Origin of the sequence: Delftia sp. WSY_16 (assembly GCF_043104415.1) — a bacterium.
Taxonomy (GTDB): Bacteria; Pseudomonadota; Gammaproteobacteria; order Burkholderiales; family Burkholderiaceae_C; genus Comamonas; species Comamonas tsuruhatensis.
The window spans coordinates 1-16,009 of the sequence record NZ_JBICKS010000026.1; the positions used below are offsets into that span (position 1 = coordinate 1).

Genomic DNA, 16,009 nt, shown 5'->3' on the forward strand with positions numbered 1-16,009 from the left:
GGGCCAGCTTGGCCTGTGGGTCGAGCAGGGCATGGATCTGCGGCCTGCAGGCTTCGCGCGCGATGCCTTCCAGCGGCTGCCCCAGCGCCTCGACGCTGGGCTGCCCGGTCCATTGCTCCCAGCGTGCGTTCACGAAGGTCAGCCGGCCCTGGATGTCGGTGCGAAAGATCAGCTCCTGCACGCTGCGCATGAGCACGGCCATCTCATGCTCGCTGCGGGCCAGGCGCGCCTGGGCCTTTTCCATGGACTGCTGGGACGACTTCTGGACCCTGCGGGTCTTGAGCACCGACCCGCTCAGGCCCAGCACCAGGGCAAGAAGCGCAAGGCCGGCAACGAAGAAGGCGAATGCCTTGTCGCGCCAGCGCGCGACCACCTCCGAGTAGGGCTCCTCCACCACCAGCAGCAGAGGCCAGTTGCGCACGGTGCGAAAGGACACGACCTCATGGGAGCCGAGCATGCCGGCGCCGACGTAGGAGCCGAATTCGCTGTGCGGCAGCCATTGCCGGAACAGCGGTGTCTGCAGCACGGCGGTCGCCTGCACGCCGGTGCCCGCATTCGTGCTGGCCAGCGTCTGGCCGTCGTAGCTCAGCAGCATGGCCTCGTAGCTGAGGGACTCCAGCGTGGACTGGTAGAAGTTGGCCAAGGCATCAGGATTGATCAGGGCCACCAGCACGGCCGGTGCGCCGTTGTCGCGCTTGAATGCGAGGATCTGGGGCAGGTAGCGGACGCCCCGCGGTGTCGCATGCGGGGCCGCTGCCAGGGAGGAGAGGCTGCGGCCGGTGACCAGGCGTCCCAGCTGGACCTTGCCCGGGACCGGAGCCGATGCCCTGTCAGGCAGCAGCTTGTGCAGCTCGATCTGCAGGCCGGCCTCGCCCGCTTGCGTGCTCGCCAGGATGCGTCCTTTGCCATCGAGCAGCGCCATGCTGCGCAGAACCGGCAACTGGCCGACCACTTGCGCCAAGGCCGCCTCGCGCGCTGCGCCGGGGCTGTCGGCGGACAGGATGACCGGGTTGTTGGCCAGGCTTGCCAGGGCGACCTCGCCGGTCTCGAAGGTCTTGTTCGTCTGATCCTGCAGCACACGGGCCAGCAACGCCGCCTGGGCCTTGCTCTGCTCGGCCTCGGCATGCAGCTGGCTCCAGACGAACAGCACCAGCCCGGCAAGCACGCACAGGGCAAAGGTCAGCACCAATGCCTTGAGGTGGGCGCTGCGCCTGGCTCCCAGAAAATGATGCGTGCCGGCTCGGCCAGACATGATGAAGGCGCTCCATCGAAGGGTTCAAGGCGCGACGATGGCGCTCAGCCCGTGGTTGCGCGCTGCCCGGGCCAGGCGGCCGTCTCGCCGGATGTCGGAGACGAACTGGTCCAGGCGCGCCAGCCACTGGGCGTCGGCAGGACTGGTTGCATAGCCGTAGGGAAGCACGTGGAACGGCTTGGGCGGTGCGATCAACCGGGCCCAGTCGGAGCTGTCGAGCAGCCGGCGGCTGTAGGGGTAGTCGGTCATGAACACATCCACGCGCCCTGCCATGAGCTCCTTCTCGCGGGTCTGGGGCGGCTCGATGGACACGATCTGCGCATGCTTGAGCGTCTCGCGCATCACGGGCTCCATGAAGGTGCCACGCTGCACGGCGACCTGCACGCCGGGCTGGTCGATGTCCGCCCAGGACTGCACAGCCTGATTGCTCTTGGTCGTGACGCCGTAGATGTCGCTGCTCAGATAGGGCTGCGTGAAGCGCAGCTGCTTTTGCCGCTGGGGGAGTATGCCCACGGCGAACATGGCGACATCGCAGCGCGACTCCAGCAGGTCAGGTATCAGCCTGGGAAAGGAGGAATCCACATACTGCAGCCGTACGCCCAGCTCCCTGGCCAGCTCCGCCGACAGCTCTGCATCCACGCCCGTCAGCCGGCCCGTGCGCGGGTCGCGGAAGGTGATGCCGTAGTAGTCGGGCCATATGCACACACGCAGGGCGCCCGTGGATGCAATCCGCTCCAGCACCTCGCCAGCTGCGGCAGAGCCGGACCATGGCACCAGACACAGCAGCAATCCGGCAACGGCTGCCAGGCGGGCCAGCACGCGCCTTGGGGACGGTGCGCCGAAACATGTCGATGATGGATGCATGGCGGGCTTTCAGGGTGTGTCGATCAGATCGGTGAAGGACGGGGACTGCCGGGTCAGCGCCAGGCGCAGCGCATCCAGCTCTTCGATGTTGTCCATGAACGCGTCGACGATGCCGGGATCCAGGGCCTTGCCCCGTTCCGCCGCGATCATCTCCAGGGCCCGTGCTCGCCCGAACGCCGGCCGGTACACCCGGTCCATGGTGAGCGCGTCGAAGATATCGACGATGGAGGTGATGCGCGCCGACAGCGGGATGTCCTCGCCTGCCAATCCCTGCGGGTAGCCCTTGCCGTCGAAGCGTTCGTGGTGGCTGGCGGCGATTTCGGCCGCCATCTGGAACACCGGGATGCGCGACTGGCCCAGCAGATGCGCGCCGATCTCGGCATGCCGGTTCATGACCAGGCGCTCCTGCGCATCCAGCGGGCCCTGCTTCTTGAGGATGGTGTCCGGAATGCCGACCTTGCCGATGTCATGCATCGGGGCCGCCTTGCGCAGCAGGCTGGCGAATTCGATGCGGCAGCCCAGGCGCAGGGCCAAGGCCTCCGACAGGTAGCCGATGCGGATGATGTGCGAGCCGGTGTCGTCGTCCTTGAACTCGGCGGCCATGGCCAGGCGCAGCAGGGTCTCGTGGTGGGCGCGTGTCACTTCCTTGAGCAGATCGTTGCGCTCGCGGTACATGCGGCCGAAGTCCTGGATGAGCTGCTCCATCTGCTCCACGGCCGCAGGATCGAAGCGTCGCGATGGCTCCCGGGGGGAGGCGGTCTGGTACTGGGCCATCAGTCGATCCTCTCGAGCTTTTCGATCGTCTCCAGCAGCTTCAGGGTGCTGAAGGGCTTGACCAGGTATTCGTCGGCTCCGGCCTGCAGGCCCGCCTTGCGGTCCTCGGCGCTGCCCCGGGCCGTCAGCAGGATGACCTGCGTATGCAGCAGCTCGTAGGAGCGCTTGATGCGGCTGCACACCTCCAGGCCGTCGAGCGTGCCCGGCATCATGATGTCGAGCAGGACGATGTCGGGCCTGAGCCTCTCGGCCATCGCCCAGGCCTCGTCGCCATCGCAAGCCTCTATGACGTCAAAGTCGCTGAATTCCAGTGTCATGCGCAGCAGCTTGCGGATGTCGGCATGGTCCTCGGCGATCAGTATCTTTTGCATGGGGAGATCTTTCATGCCGCAACAAAGGTGTGGGCCGGCATGTGAATCATAAATATCAATTCAATCAAATTTTATTGAATTTATCTATCAAATCTGTTGCCAGGCCTGCACGCCCGTGGGCGCCGGATGCTGCCGCCCGCAGCGGGGCGGGTTCCGGCCCCAGGCCGGGAACAGGTCTTTTCCCCCTGTGCGGGAGCCGGCAGCCCCGCCTTTATGTGGCCCGTTCCCAGGCCGGGTCTTTCCACAGGGCATCGAGGTCGGTGAAGCCCCATTTCGCGGGGTCTTCCCGACTGGCTATCTTCTCCTGGCACCCGGGCCGGGCCAGGTCAACGGTCTCCGGTGCCATCCGCATGCCGCTGGCCGTGGAATAGAACACCTTGACCTGCGGACAGGTCAGGGACTGGCGGCCAGGGTCCACGACCACCCCCAGCCTGCCCGTTGTCAGCCGCACCAAAGAGCCCACCGGGTAGATGCCTATGCTTTTGACGAAGGCCTGGAATACGGTCTTGTCGAAGTGCCCGGCACTCCATTCGGCCATCTTGTGCACCGCCTCGGCAGGGTCCCAGCCACGCTTGTAGGGGCGGTCCGAGGTGATGGCGTCGTAGACATCGCAGACCGCGCCCATCTTCGCGAACAGGCTGATGTCCTCGCCGCGCAGCCCGTGGGGGTAGCCTGTGCCATCCACCTTCTCATGATGGTGAAGGCAGACGTCCAGCACCACCGGATCATCGACGCCGCCGGCCAGGAGCAGCTCCAGGCCTCGCGCCGGATGCTCGCGGACCTCGGCAAACTCCCTGTCGGTCAGGCGCCCCGGCTTGTTCAGGATGGGGGCGGGGATCGCCATCTTTCCAATATCGTGCAGCAGCCCCGCATAGCCCGCCTGGCGCACCTGCTGCGGTGGCAGGTCGAGCTGGCGTGCCAGCACGATCATCAAGGCGCAGACCGCCACCGAGTGCATGTAGGTGTAGTCGTCGCTGCTCTTGAGCCGGGCGATGCTGACCAAGGCGCACGGGTTGCGGATGATCGACTCGGACACCTCGGCGACCACGGAGCGGGCCTCGTCCTGGTTGATCTCCCTGCCCATGCGCGCCTCGCGGAACATGGCGGTGATCGCCTGCCTGGACTGGCGGCAGATCCGGGCGGCCCGCTTCACCTCCTCATCGAAGGCAACGGGCCGCAGCTCGCACTCCAACTCGGCCAGTTGCGAGATCTCGGACAGTTGGGCGTCGATCACGGTGTCCACCTGCTCGCGCGAGCAAGACGGCTCGTCTTGCGCGACATCCAGGCCCTTGGCGGTATCGATCCACACTTCCTGGATGGGGGCGTGCAGGATCCTCGCCAGGTCGGCAGGGTCTTCCAGCCTGAAGCGGCTGCGCCAGAACGGATGCTCCATCCAGCTGCCGCAAAAGCTCTCCAGAAACATGCCCAGCCGCAGCTGCCGCACACTGATGCGCTTGATCATGAACAAGGGCCCCGCAACGGTTCACATGAATACGTCATCTTGCCGCCATTTCCTTGCTTCTGTACGGATCCAGGTCAGAAGGCCGCCCATTCCTCCTCCTTGACCTGCGGTTGCCCACGGGCTGGCGATACGCGGGCCTGGATGGCCGGCAGCGCTTGCCTGGGGCCCATGGCCTGGACGGTGGCGGCACGCGGCGCGGCGGGGTGGCTTGCCCCATGCTCGGGATGCATCCTGAATGTGGAGACGATCTGCGCCAGAGAAGCGGCCTGCTGCTCCAGGCTGCCCGCAGCGGCCGAGCTTTGCTCGACCAGCGCCGCGTTCTGCTGCGTCATCTGGTCCAGCTGGCTCACCGCCTCGCCGACCTGCCGGATGCCTACCGCCTGCTCGGCCGATGCGCTGGAGATCTCGCCGATCATGGTGTCCACGCTGCGCACCTGCTCCACGATGCGGCCCATCTGCTCGCCAGCCCGGGTCGCCACCTGGGTGCCTTGCTCGACCTTTTCCAGGTTGGCACCGATCAGCTCCTTGATCTCGCGGGCCGCCGTGCCCGAGCGCTGGGCCAGCGCGCGCACCTCGCTGGCGACCACCGCGAAGCCCCGGCCCTGTTCGCCGGCCCGCGCGGCCTCCACGGCAGCGTTGAGCGCCAGGATATTGGTCTGGAAGGCAATGGCGTCGATGACGTTCGTGATCTCGGCGATCTTGCGCGAGGCCTGCGAGATGTCCTGCATGGTATGCACCACCAGGGCCACGGACTGGCCTCCCTCGGCAGCCGAGGCCGACGCGGCCGAAGCCACCTTGCTGGCCTGCTGGGCCGTGTCCGCATTCGTGCGCACCGTGGCCGTGAGCTCCTCCATCGATGCGGCCGTCTCCTCGAGGTTGCTGGCCTGCTGCTCGGTGCGCTGGCTCAGGTCCAGGCTGCCGGAGGCGATCTCGCTCGACCCCGTCGCAATGCTGTCGCTGCTGAGGCGAATGCTTGCCATGATCTCGCGAAGCTTGCCGTTCATGTCGCGCATCGCGCCCAGCAGCCGGGCGGGCTCATCCCGGCCCTGCACCACGATGCTGGCCGTGAGGTCGCCCCGCGCCACGGTGTCCGCCACCGAGACCGCCATGTGCAGGGGCTCGGTGATCGAGCGCGTGATGGCCCAGGCCAGCACGGCGCCCAGGGACACCGCCAGCGTGGCCAGCCCGCCGAGCAGGTACAGCGCCAGGTGGTAGTCCTTCTCGGCCTGCTCGGTGGCCTTGCGCCCGCCCTCCTGGTTCAGCGCGATGTCCTGGCCCACGACGTCCATGAGCTGGGCGAAGGCCTGAGCGGTCGCACCCGTGGCCAGTGCGCGCGCCTGGGCCACCTGTTCGGGGCCCCCGCTGGACAGCTCGACCATCTTTCGGTCAGCGGCTCGGGCCGCGTCCCACAGCACCAGCATCCTTTCATACAGCTGCCGCTCCTCTGGCGAGGACACCAGCTTTTCATAGACGGCCAGGTCCGACTGCAGTGACTTCTGGGCCTGCAGCAGCAGGTCCTCCTGGGCGCGCTTCCTTTGCGCGTCCTCCTCGATCACGTGGCGCAGCCCGGCGCGGCGTGCCGCGTTGGCCGTGGCGCGGATCGAGGCCAGCACATTGGTGGAAGGCAGCCAGTTGGTGCCCAGGTCGTTGGCATTGAACTGGACCCGGGCGATCTGCAGTGAGCCGATGGCCGCGACCGTACTCAGCAGCAGCAGGAGCAGGGTGAAGGCAGCGATGAGCCGTGTGCGGATGGACAGAAGGCGAAGGAACATGGTGGTGGGGCTCCCGAGAGATGGCTAGGAATTTTGATCAATATGATGCAATTGATAATTTACCAAGCTTGAGTTCATCTCGGGGGATTGAATTTATCAATTCAGTCTCGCCAAGCCATTGCTCCGGGATCTGCTGCGCCGAGCCGCCACGCAGTCCTCTACCTCCTTGGACAAGCCGTCGCCACAGCCCGGCAGCGCTTGGCGACGCGTTCCGCCTGGCTCACGTGTCGAAGCATCAACACCCCTCAAAAATGTAACAACCGGTTGTGCTGTTCTTTTCTCTCTGTTAAATTTTTATCAAATTCATCAAATAAATTTGATTGGAGTGATGAAGATGCCACCTACACTGACAACCGACACCGCCAGGCAATGGCTTTCCTTCCTTGTGGACGATGAGGAGTTCGGCATCGACCTGCTGCAAGTGCAGGAGATCCGGTCCTACGAGTCGCCCATGCGCATTGCCAATGGCCCCGCCTACTTCAACGGCGTGCTGGAACTGCGCGGGGAGGTCATTCCCGTCATCGATCTGCGGCTCAGGCTGGGGCTTGCGGCCAAGCCGTACGACGCCTGCACCGTGACCATCATGCTGCGCCTGCCTGGCGGAGTGACGGGCATGGTGGTGGAGGGTGTCACCGACGTGGTGACGCTCATGCCGCAGGACCTGCGCGCCGTGCCCGCCATGGGCGGGGGCCTGGTCAATGACTGCCTGCTGGCCATGGGCGTGCTCGAGGAGCGTTCGCTGCTGCTCATCGATGCCGACAAGCTCCTGGCGGCGACCACGGCAGCCCTGCCGGACTGCGCTGCGAACTGAGCAATTTGCTCCCGCACACATCTTTCCCGCCTCTACACCGCAATTTGCCAATCCAACTGGAGACGCGCCATGAATCCCCGCTTCTGGACGGTCAAGACCAAACTTTCCGTGGCTTTCACCTGCCTGGCACTTCTCACCGTAGTGGTGTCCCTGCTGGCATTGCAGGCGCTGCGCGAGGCGAACCTGAATCTCGTGCACTTCGTCGAAGGCATCAACGCCCGTGCACACCTGGCAGAGAGGGTTCGCACAGCCGTGGACCGCAGGGCGATCGCGGCGCGCAACCTGGTGCTGGTGACCTCGCCTGCAGACCTGGCGGCGGAGAAGGATGCCGTGACCTCCGCGCACACCGACGTCAACACCTCGCTGGCCGAACTCCAGGCCAAGATGGCTTTGAAGGATGTTGCGGCCGATGCACGCGATCTGGTTGCCAAGATTGTGGGCGTGGAGCAGCGCTATGGACCGGTTGCGACCGATATCGTGGCCCTGGCTCTGCAAAACCAGAAGGAGGCGGCGATCCGCAAGATGAACGAAGAGTGCCGGCCCTTGCTGGCGCAGCTGATCGAGGCCACCCGCCAGTACAGTGAACTGACCCGCATCCGTTCACAGCAGATGATCGAGGAGGCCGCGCAGGCCTACGCGCACCGCAGAAACATGCTGATCGCCGCCAGCGTCACGGCCTTTGTCCTGGCCGTGCTGATGGGGCAGCTGATAGCACGCGGCCTGACGCGCTCCCTGGGCGCAGAGCCGGCGCAACTGGGCGATGTCGCCCGGCAGATCGCCCAAGGCAATCTCAGCCCTGAACTGCTGCGCCACCAGGCCCCTGAAGGCAGCGTCCAGGCATCGCTCAATGCCATGCTCCAGAGCCTGGCCTCGGTCGTGCAGGACGTGCGCAGCAATGCCGACGGGGTGGCGGGCGGCAGCACGGAGATCGCCAACGGCAATGCCGACTTGAGCCAGCGCACGGAACAGCAGGCCAGCGCCTTGCAGGAGACTGCAGCGTCGATGGAGCAGCTGTCGACCACCGTCAGGCAGAACGCGGACAACGCCAGGCAGGTCAATCAACTCGCCCTGGGCGCAAGCCAGGTGGCCACCAAGGGCGGCGGCTCCGTGCAGGAGGTCGTCAACGCGATGCAGGACATCAGCGAAAGCTCGCGCCAGATCGGCGAAATCGTGGGCGTGATCGACGGCATCGCGTTCCAGACCAACATCCTGGCGCTCAATGCCGCAGTCGAGGCTGCGCGCGCAGGCGAGCAGGGCAAGGGCTTTGCCGTGGTGGCCGGTGAGGTGCGCAACCTGGCGCAGCGCAGCGCGCAGGCCGCCCGGGAAATCAAGCAGCTCATCGCCACCAGCACCACACGGGTCAAGCAGGGCACCGAGCTGGCCGACCAGGCTGGCGCCACCATGGCGCAGGTGCTGCAGTCCATCCAGCGCGTGACAGACCTCATGGGGGAGATCAGCAGTGCCAGCGATGAGCAAAGCGCGGGGGTGGCGCAGGTCGGCAAGGCCGTCAGCCAGATGGACCAGGTCACGCAGCAGAATGCGGCGCTGGTGGAGGAAAGCGCGGCAGCGGCGGCCAGCCTCAGAACGCAGGCACAGCAGCTGGTTCAGGCCGTGTCGATCTTCCAGCTGGGCGGCCAGGCGGCACAGCCTGCCTCGACACCGGCGCTGTCGCAGCCGACGGTGCAGGCGCGCAATCCGGCACCCGCGAAAGCGGCGCTCCCCGCCCGCCAGGCTGCCCGGCCCGTGCTGCGCCCCGTGAGCCCGGTGAGCCCTGCGCACAAGCAGGCGCAAGCGCAGGAGCAGGACGACTGGGTGTCGTTCTGATCAACGGCCCCTTGCGTGCGCCGGGGTGCGGGGTCGCCGCCATGCCGGGTCTGCCAGGAGCCGCAGGGCCCAAGTCCAGGGCCCGTGCAAGTTCTGATATTTTCAGCGCTGTTCCTGCGCAGGCAGCCCCCGGTTATCGATACTCCATGGCCATGATTGCAAACCTTATTCCGTTGAACCCCACGCACCTGGATGCCGCCATCGTCGATCTCGACGGCACCATGGTCAACACCCTGGGCGACTTCGCCGAAGCCCTCAACCGCATGCTGGCGGACCTGCAACTGCCGGCCATCGCCCCGCAGGCCATAGAGAACATGGTGGGCAAGGGCTCGGAGCACCTGATCCGATCGGTGCTGGCCCATGTGGGCGCGGCCGACGTGGACGCCGCCTATGACCAGGCCTGGACACGCTACGAACACCATTACCTGCAGCTCAACGGCCAGTTCGCCGATGTCTACCCGGGCGTGCTCGAAGGCCTGCAGGCATTGCGCGCACGCGGCCTGCGGCTGGCCTGCCTGACCAACAAGCCGCTGTCCTTCGCCCGGCCGCTGCTGGAGCAAAAAGGCCTGGCACCGCTGTTCGAACAGGTCTTCGGCGGCGATTCCTTCGAGCGCAAGAAGCCCGACCCGCTGCCCCTGCTCAAGACCTGCGAGGCCCTGGGCACCTCCCCGGCACGCACGCTGATGCTGGGCGACTCCAGCAACGACGCCCAGGCCGCGCGCGCCGCGGGCTGCCCAGTGGTGCTGGTCAGCTACGGCTACAACCACGGCCAGCCCGTGCGCCAGGTCGATGCCGATGGCTTCGTCGATGCGCTGACCGAACTGGCCTGAGCCGCGCAGCCTCCAAAATTGTTGGAAAAAGAATGGGATTTGGCGATGGTTAACGCACTTTGACGGTGCGATTTATGTTTTTGCTAGAGTCGTCTGCTTTGCCATCCTGGCCGCGATCCGGCCACAGACAAGGAGGAAGCACGCGACATGCACGGACTGCACCTGACCGCCGATCTCTACCAATGCCAGGGCGACGAGCGCCATATGCTCGACGCCGATGCCATCGCCGCCCTGTGCCGCGCACAGACCGCGCAGGCCGGCCTGACCCTGGTGGAGGACCGCTGGGTCAAGTTCCCTGACTACCAGGGGCAGCCCGGCGGCGTCACCGGCACCGTGCTGCTGGCCGAATCGCACCTGGCCATACACACCTGGCCCGAGACCGGCTGCGTCACCGTCGATGTCTACGTCTGCAATTTCTCCGCCGACAACTCGGGCAAGGCCCGCGCGCTGATGGAGGGCGTGATCGCCGCCTACGCGCCGGGCCGTGTGGTGCGCCAGCAGCTCATGCGCGGCGACATCGGCCCCGGCGCCAAGGACGAGGCGGCGGCCGATGAGGGCGATTGGGCGCTGGAGGCGCTCACGCCCCATGCGCGCTTTGGCTGGCGCGCCACGCGGCGCGAAACCGTGCAGACGCCCCATCAGGAACTGGAGCTGCTGCACACGCCGCAGTTCGGCAAGGTGCTGCGACTGGATGGCCGCTTCATGACCTCCGAAGGCGAGGAATTCTTCTACCACGAGGCCCTGGTCCACCCCGCTGCCCTGGCCCACCCGGCGCCGCGCAAGGCGCTGATCCTGGGCGGCGGCGATGGCGGCGCAGCCGAGGAACTGCTCAAGCACCCGTCCATGGAGCAGGTGGTGGTGGCCGAGCTGGACGAGGCCGTGGTCCAGGCCGCGCGCACGCACCTGCAGCAGGTGCACCGCGGCGTGTTCGATGACCCGCGCCTGCAGCTGCGCATAGGCGACGGCATGGCCATGGTGGAGCGCACCGAAGAACGCTTCGACCTCGCCCTCATGGACCTCACCGACCCCGACACGCCTGCCAGCGCGCTGTACTCCGACCAGGCCCTGGCGCGCATGAAGCGCGTGCTGGCGCCGGGCGGCGCCCTGGTGCTGCACCTGGGCAGCCCCGTCTTCCATGGCGAGCAGGTGGCGCGGCTGGTGGCCAGCCTGCGCGAGCGCTTTGCCATCGTGCGCTGCTACGGCCTGTACATCCCCCTGTACGGCGCCTACTGGGGCCTGGCCGTGGCCTCCGACACGCTGGACGCGGCGGCGCTGCCCCCCGCCCAGCTGCGCCAGCGCCTGGCCGAGCGCCGCCTGCCCGACCTGCGCTACTACAACGCCGAAGTGCACCCCGCACTGTTCGCGCTGCCCAACTATTACCGCGACCTGGTGCAGCCCGCGCCCCTGGCGGCGCTGCCCCCGCGCGCGGTCCGCGTCGCCTGAGCCCAGCCCGTTCTGGCAACGGGCCGAGCCCGGCCCGCCCTGGCCGGGCTGCGGTGGCAACTGCGCGCCCGGCAGGGCAAATTTGACACAGTGCTGCAATCTGGTGGCAAGTCTGCTGTAATGAAAAACGGCGGGAAGGCCCGTGCGCCCGCCATTTTTCCGGCTTCCTGGTAAGTATTTCCGGGATATTGCGTGCTTGCAAAAACCATATCAACAGATAAAGCGCCAGACGCCCTGTATCAAAATGACTGCTTCCCTTTCAAAAACAAGAATATCCGCGTCCAAATACCATGATGATTCCTTGCTGCGGCTTTGGAATTGGGCTTTGTTGGCGGGACTGGTATTGAGCTTTCCCCTGAGCTTTGTATTGCCGCAAAGCCTGAGCTGGGAAAATGGATTCCTGGAGAATATCCAGGCCGTGACCCTGCTGCTGGGCATGGTGGCGGCCCTGGTTGCGGCGCGGCGGCAAAAAGGCTCCTTTGCAGCGCCACTGTGGTGGATAGCCTCCCTGTTCTGGCTGGCTTTTCTGGGGCGTGAACTGGCCTGGGGCGCAGCTTTCCTGCCCAGCCTGGAGGCTGGCAAGTGGGGGCCGGTGATCAGCTCCCAGGTGCTGTGGTACCGGCCCGCCGTCAAATGGGTGGTGGGCGCCATGCTGCTGCTGTGCTGCTATTGGTTTGTGCGCCACGGTGTCTGGAACAAGGTCATCAAGCGCCTGGTGCGCGAGAAGGCGCTGCCGATATTCAGCCTGGCGACATTTGTCGCGGCCATGGTGATATCCACCAATGCGGAAGGTCATGGCTTCATTGTCCTGCAGCAATGGTTTGATTATCAGGTGATCGTGCTGGAGGAGCTGGTGGAGACATTTGGATATATGGCACTGTGGCTGGCACAGTGGGCGCTGGTCAGGTATGTTGCTGGCTGGCAGGAAGATATTTGAGCCAATATTGATCAAACCGGCCGCCTGCATATTCCCGGTGTAATGGGGCAGATTCAGGGGCCGGTAAGTCGCCAGTAAGACGCAATCGGGGAGCATGGCCGTTTTCCCCGAAGGTTTGCCGCTCTCGCGGCGGACCGACGGAGCCTGAAACGACAGAACGTGCCATCGCAATGCAAGCCTCCATCTACCAGGACGTGATAGGTATCCAGGCGGCGGGCCAGGCGTATTCCCTGGGTTCGCGCTTCCAAGAATGCAGCCAGCACCGTGCCGTGCGGCTGGAGACGATCTTCGAGTTGCTTATCCTCAAGTTCCGCGAGGACCTGCTGCAGGCGCTGGCCGAGGAGCCGCCAGGCCCCGCACGCCACCTGCGCGCCTATATCCGCTGCGTCTGCGACCATGCCCTGTCCCGCCAGCGCGGCCAGAAGACGGCCGCACAGTTGCTGACCCGCGCAAGATTCCAGAACATATGGTTTGATTTCGTGGACGCGGCCTGCGCCGACGATCTGGTGCCCGAGGACATCGCCCTGCAATGCCGCGCCATGGTCGAGGACCTGTGGGTCATCCATGTGCTGGTCGAGCCCATGGCGCCCCAGCGCATCACCGGGATCAGGGAGCATCTGCTATCCCTGTGCGGCAACGACGGAAACCATGAATCGCATCGCATTAATTGAGGACCATGCCAGGCTGGCCACGCTGGTCAGCCGCTCGCTGGCCAACTCCGGCATAGAGACCGATGTCTTCCACCAGATCTCCACGGCCTGGCTGGCCCTGCAGGACATCGACTACGGCGTGATCGTCATCGACCGCGGCCTGCCCGATGGCGACGGCCTGCAACTGGTGCAGCGCCTGCGCGCCGCAGGCCGCTCCACGCCCTGCCTGATGCTCACGGCCCGTGACGCGCTCAGCGACCGCGTGGGCGGCCTGGAGGCCGGTGCCGACGACTACCTGACCAAGCCCTTTCCCATGGAAGAGCTGATTGCCCGCGTGCGCGCCCTGCTGCGCCGCCCGGCCCTGGTGCAGGAGCTGGCGCCGCAGCTGGGCGACATCAGCATCAACCCGCAGCAGGCCTGCATGCACTGCGCGGGCTCGGCCATCGCGCTGCCGCCGGCGGAGCTGCAGATCATGCTCAGCCTGGTGCGCAAGGCCGGCGCCACGGTGCGCCGCTCCACGCTGGAGGCGGCGGCCTGGGGCATGAGCAGCGTGGTCACGCCCAACGCCCTCGATGTGGCCCTGCACCGGCTGCGCCGCAAGCTGGCCGCGGCCGGCTCGTGCATGGAAATCGTCAACATCCGGGGTCAGGGCTATGCGCTTCGCGAACCTTTGCTGGCCCGGTAGCCTGCGCTCGCGGCTGCTGGCCGTCTATGGGTTGAGCATGGTGTTCAGCGCGCTGCTGGTCGGCGCGCTGGTGATCCTCGTCGCCAAGCCTTTCGACAGCTATGCGCTGCAGCGCGGCATGGGGCATGCGGCCGAGAAGCTGGCCGAATGGGTGAGCTTCGATGCCAAGGGCGTGCCCCAGGGTTTCAGCGAGCGTGAACTCAAGGCCTGGATGCTGACCAGCCTGGGCGAGGAAATGCAGCTGCGCATCACCGACGCCCGCGGCCGCGTGGTTTTCGCCCCCAACGGCGAAATGCAGCCGCTGACGCAGACCGGCCAGGGCTTCGACCCCGAGCTCAAGGCCTTTGCCTACGAGCGCGGCGGCGTGGTCATGCGCGCGGGCACGGCCACGCTGGTCCACGACGGCACGACGTGGCACGTGCAGATAGCCGTCAGCGACCGCATGGTGGACTGGCTGCGCGAATCGGTGGGCCTGCCCGCGCTGTGGCGCGGCATGGTGGCCATCGGCGTGGTCTTCCTGGTCGTGTTCCTGTTCTCCACGCACCGCACGCTGCAGCGCATGCTCAGGCCGCTGGGCGTGGCCGCGCAGGATGCCCAGCGCATCACCCCGCAGACGCTGGGCACGCGCCTGCAGCCCAAGGACCTGCCGCGCGAGTTCGCGCCCCTGGTCGAGGCCTTCAACCACGTGCTGGACCGGCTGCAGGCCGGCTTCAGGAACCAGCAGGAATTCCTGTCCATGGCCGCGCATGAGCTCAAGACGCCGCTGGCCCTGATGCGCGTGCAGATCGAGCTGGAGCCCGAGGACCGGCGCAGCCCCGAGCTGCTCAAGGACGTGGACCACATGGCGCGCCAGGTCCAGCAGCTGCTGCACCTGGCCGAGGTCTGCGAGCACCAGCGCTACCGCATGGAAGACATTGCGCCGGCCGACATCATTGGCGAGGTCTGCGACTTCATGGCCCGCGCCTCCGAAAAATGCGGCGTGCACATCCACTGCGAAGTCAAGGACGGCTCGCCTGCCTGGCGTGCCGACCGGGGCGCGCTCTTCGTGCTGCTCAAGAACCTGATCGAGAACGCCGTGCAGCACAGCCCGCAGGGCGCCACCGTCACCGTGAAGGCCTGCGGCCTGGGCTTTTCGGTGCTGGACCAGGGCCGTGGCGTGCCGCCCGAGGACCTGCCGCGCATCTTCGAGCGCTTTTGGCGCAGCAGCGAGCGGCGCGACCTGGGTGCGGGCCTGGGCCTGCCCATCTGCCTGGAGATTGCGCGCGCCCACGGCTGGACGCTCACGGCCCTGCCCGGTGCCACGGGGCTGGAGATCCAGGCGCGCTTTGCCGGGCCGGTTCAGGAGCCCGCGCAGCCGTTCAACCGCCCAGCAATGCCTTCTTGAGCTGATCGTCGGCCGGGTGCGGGCCCAGCCAGATGCCCAGCAGCGCCTGGAAGAACTCGGGCTCCTGGAAGGGCGCGCCCTGGGCCTGGCCCTTGACGAAGACCTGGGCACCCTGGCCCGGCACCCAGTCCACCGAGAAGTTCTCGCCCGGCAGCAGCTTCTTGTGCTGCGTGAAGATGTCGCTCATGCGCAGCACGCCAGGCACCAGGCGCGAGAAGCGGGCGCGCTCCATGTTGTCCTCGATGCCGCGCGCGAACAGCTTGCCCAGCTCGGCCGAATCGATCTCGCGCAGCATGGTCACGCTCACGCGCTTGGGGCCGGGCAGGGCCGCGATCTCCTGCAGGCTGGCGGCCGGCTTTTCCAGGTACAGGCCGGCCGTGTAGACCTTGAAGATGGCCTTGTAGCGAATGCCCGCGCCATTGAGCTGCAGCGTCTGGCCGCCCACCCCCGCCTGGGCGGGATAGGCCACGCCCGCGACGGTGCGCGGCGGCTCCTGGGCAGTGGCGGCCAGCGGCATCGCCAGCGCCATGGCCAGGGCGGCTGTCTTCATCCAGCGGGGCAAGGCGGTCATGGTGTCTCCTGCGCGGGGGCTGTGGCCCGGTTGCGGTTTGTTACGTCCGGGCGACATGTTGTGGGGATCGGGTGGGGGTGGCAACAGGGTTTTCGCGGGCCGATGGAGGGTGGCTATCATCCTGCTCGGTCCGCTTTCTTGTCGTGGGTGTATGCCCACGTTCCTGCGGTTATGGACGGGATGGGGCTACCCGCGAGGGCGTCCGCACGGCTTTGCACGTGTTCTTAACATCCCGTCCACCTTGTCTGTGCGTTGCACCGCTGGCTCTCTTTGCAAGCCCCTGTCGGGGCGTTTCTTTTCGAGGCCGGGTTTCGGCCCGGCGGCCGACTCACTTTCTTGTCTCGCTACAAGAAAGTGAGCAAAGAAAAGCGCCCGGATG

Annotated in this window: 14 protein-coding genes and 2 pseudogenes; 9 read left to right on the forward strand and 7 right to left on the reverse strand. The window is 66.4% G+C overall.

The features are described from left to right. The 6 genes and pseudogenes from ACF8O7_RS14415 to ACF8O7_RS14440 form a co-directional block, all read right to left on the reverse strand. Window positions 1–1,252, reverse strand: a pseudogene (locus tag ACF8O7_RS14415) (PAS domain-containing sensor histidine kinase); the annotation flags it as partial. Between the two features lie 24 nt (window positions 1,253–1,276). Beyond that, window positions 1,277–2,116 (reverse strand): ABC transporter substrate-binding protein, encoded by an 840-nt coding sequence (locus ACF8O7_RS14420; protein WP_016453965.1) that lies wholly within the window; start codon window positions 2,114–2,116, stop codon window positions 1,277–1,279. 9 nt (window positions 2,117–2,125) lie between these two features. Further along, window positions 2,126–2,890, reverse strand: coding sequence for an HD-GYP domain-containing protein (locus tag ACF8O7_RS14425; RefSeq protein ID WP_016450587.1), 765 nt, complete (start codon window positions 2,888–2,890; stop codon window positions 2,126–2,128). After that, window positions 2,890–3,261: a response regulator transcription factor gene (locus ACF8O7_RS14430; protein ID WP_034348076.1), complete on the reverse strand. Its 372-nt coding sequence runs from the start codon at window positions 3,259–3,261 to the stop codon at window positions 2,890–2,892. The genes ACF8O7_RS14425 and ACF8O7_RS14430 overlap by 1 nt, the downstream gene beginning before the upstream one ends. 211 nt (window positions 3,262–3,472) lie before the next feature. After that, entirely contained in the window at window positions 3,473–4,723 is a 1,251-nt protein-coding gene (locus ACF8O7_RS14435; RefSeq protein ID WP_016450585.1) for an HD-GYP domain-containing protein, read from the reverse strand. Window positions 4,724–4,797: 74 nt separating this feature from the next. After that, window positions 4,798–6,495 carry a methyl-accepting chemotaxis protein gene (locus ACF8O7_RS14440; RefSeq protein WP_016453966.1) on the reverse strand — a complete coding sequence of 566 codons (1,698 nt, stop codon included), beginning with the start codon at window positions 6,493–6,495 and terminating at the stop codon, window positions 4,798–4,800. A 334-nt stretch (window positions 6,496–6,829) separates the two neighbouring features. Between ACF8O7_RS14440 and ACF8O7_RS14445 the strand changes: the two genes are divergently transcribed. The 9 genes and pseudogenes from ACF8O7_RS14445 to ACF8O7_RS14485 all read left to right on the forward strand — a co-directional run bounded on the left by ACF8O7_RS14445 (window position 6,830) and on the right by ACF8O7_RS14485 (window position 15,059). After that, window positions 6,830–7,306, forward strand: coding sequence for a chemotaxis protein CheW (locus ACF8O7_RS14445; protein WP_016453967.1), 477 nt, complete (start codon window positions 6,830–6,832; stop codon window positions 7,304–7,306). Window positions 7,307–7,375: 69 nt separating this feature from the next. Then, window positions 7,376–9,130, forward strand: a complete 1,755-nt coding sequence (locus tag ACF8O7_RS14450) for a methyl-accepting chemotaxis protein (protein ID WP_016453968.1) — start codon at window positions 7,376–7,378, stop codon at window positions 9,128–9,130. Window positions 9,131–9,282: 152 nt separating this feature from the next. Beyond that, complete coding sequence (locus ACF8O7_RS14455; RefSeq protein ID WP_034348084.1) at window positions 9,283–9,960, forward strand: phosphoglycolate phosphatase; 678 nt, start codon at window positions 9,283–9,285, stop codon at window positions 9,958–9,960. Window positions 9,961–10,107: 147 nt separating this feature from the next. Then, window positions 10,108–10,458: pseudogene (gene speD, locus ACF8O7_RS14460) on the forward strand (adenosylmethionine decarboxylase); the annotation flags it as partial. A 6-nt stretch (window positions 10,459–10,464) separates the two neighbouring features. Continuing rightward, window positions 10,465–11,403, forward strand: coding sequence for a polyamine aminopropyltransferase (speE, locus tag ACF8O7_RS14465; protein ID WP_392443592.1), 939 nt, complete (start codon window positions 10,465–10,467; stop codon window positions 11,401–11,403). Window positions 11,404–11,647: 244 nt separating this feature from the next. Continuing rightward, the gene (locus ACF8O7_RS14470) at window positions 11,648–12,340 is read left to right on the forward strand and encodes a hypothetical protein (protein ID WP_016450790.1); all 693 of its coding nucleotides are present in this window, start codon (window positions 11,648–11,650) and stop codon (window positions 12,338–12,340) included. Window positions 12,341–12,510: 170 nt separating this feature from the next. Then, window positions 12,511–13,011 carry a hypothetical protein gene (locus tag ACF8O7_RS14475; protein ID WP_016453971.1) on the forward strand — a complete coding sequence of 167 codons (501 nt, stop codon included), beginning with the start codon at window positions 12,511–12,513 and terminating at the stop codon, window positions 13,009–13,011. Beyond that, window positions 12,989–13,675: a response regulator transcription factor gene (locus tag ACF8O7_RS14480; protein ID WP_017407765.1), complete on the forward strand. Its 687-nt coding sequence runs from the start codon at window positions 12,989–12,991 to the stop codon at window positions 13,673–13,675. The genes ACF8O7_RS14475 and ACF8O7_RS14480 overlap by 23 nt, the downstream gene beginning before the upstream one ends. Next, on the forward strand, window positions 13,644–15,059 hold the full coding sequence (locus tag ACF8O7_RS14485) for a HAMP domain-containing sensor histidine kinase (protein WP_013804691.1): 1,416 nt from the start codon (window positions 13,644–13,646) through the stop codon (window positions 15,057–15,059). Before ACF8O7_RS14480 ends, ACF8O7_RS14485 begins: the two co-directional genes overlap by 32 nt. On the opposite strand, the gene ACF8O7_RS14490 is transcribed toward ACF8O7_RS14485, so the two are convergent. Then, a complete protein-coding gene (locus ACF8O7_RS14490; protein WP_013804690.1) occupies window positions 15,034–15,630 on the reverse strand; it encodes a chalcone isomerase family protein in 597 nt (198 codons plus the stop codon). The genes ACF8O7_RS14485 and ACF8O7_RS14490 overlap by 26 nt on opposite strands. Window positions 15,631–16,009 lie beyond the last annotated feature (379 nt).

Excerpts from the sequence above, each read along its gene's own strand:
- ACF8O7_RS14485 (WP_013804691.1), top strand. The coding sequence starts at position 13,644 with ATGCGCTTCGCGAACCTTTGCTGGCCCGGTAGCCTGCGCTCGCGGCTG.
- ACF8O7_RS14490 (WP_013804690.1), bottom strand. The coding sequence starts at position 15,630 with ATGACCGCCTTGCCCCGCTGGATGAAGACAGCCGCCCTGGCCATGGCG.
- speE (WP_392443592.1), top strand. The coding sequence starts at position 10,465 with ATGCGCGGCGACATCGGCCCCGGCGCCAAGGACGAGGCGGCGGCCGAT.
- ACF8O7_RS14420 (WP_016453965.1), bottom strand. The coding sequence starts at position 2,116 with ATGCATCCATCATCGACATGTTTCGGCGCACCGTCCCCAAGGCGCGTG.
- ACF8O7_RS14430 (WP_034348076.1), bottom strand. The coding sequence starts at position 3,261 with ATGCAAAAGATACTGATCGCCGAGGACCATGCCGACATCCGCAAGCTG.
- ACF8O7_RS14440 (WP_016453966.1), bottom strand. The coding sequence starts at position 6,495 with ATGTTCCTTCGCCTTCTGTCCATCCGCACACGGCTCATCGCTGCCTTC.
- ACF8O7_RS14455 (WP_034348084.1), top strand. The coding sequence starts at position 9,283 with ATGATTGCAAACCTTATTCCGTTGAACCCCACGCACCTGGATGCCGCC.
- ACF8O7_RS14425 (WP_016450587.1), bottom strand. The coding sequence starts at position 2,890 with ATGGCCCAGTACCAGACCGCCTCCCCCCGGGAGCCATCGCGACGCTTC.
- ACF8O7_RS14470 (WP_016450790.1), top strand. The coding sequence starts at position 11,648 with ATGACTGCTTCCCTTTCAAAAACAAGAATATCCGCGTCCAAATACCAT.
- ACF8O7_RS14435 (WP_016450585.1), bottom strand. The coding sequence starts at position 4,723 with ATGATCAAGCGCATCAGTGTGCGGCAGCTGCGGCTGGGCATGTTTCTG.
- ACF8O7_RS14480 (WP_017407765.1), top strand. The coding sequence starts at position 12,989 with ATGAATCGCATCGCATTAATTGAGGACCATGCCAGGCTGGCCACGCTG.
- ACF8O7_RS14475 (WP_016453971.1), top strand. The coding sequence starts at position 12,511 with ATGCAAGCCTCCATCTACCAGGACGTGATAGGTATCCAGGCGGCGGGC.
- ACF8O7_RS14445 (WP_016453967.1), top strand. The coding sequence starts at position 6,830 with ATGCCACCTACACTGACAACCGACACCGCCAGGCAATGGCTTTCCTTC.
- ACF8O7_RS14450 (WP_016453968.1), top strand. The coding sequence starts at position 7,376 with ATGAATCCCCGCTTCTGGACGGTCAAGACCAAACTTTCCGTGGCTTTC.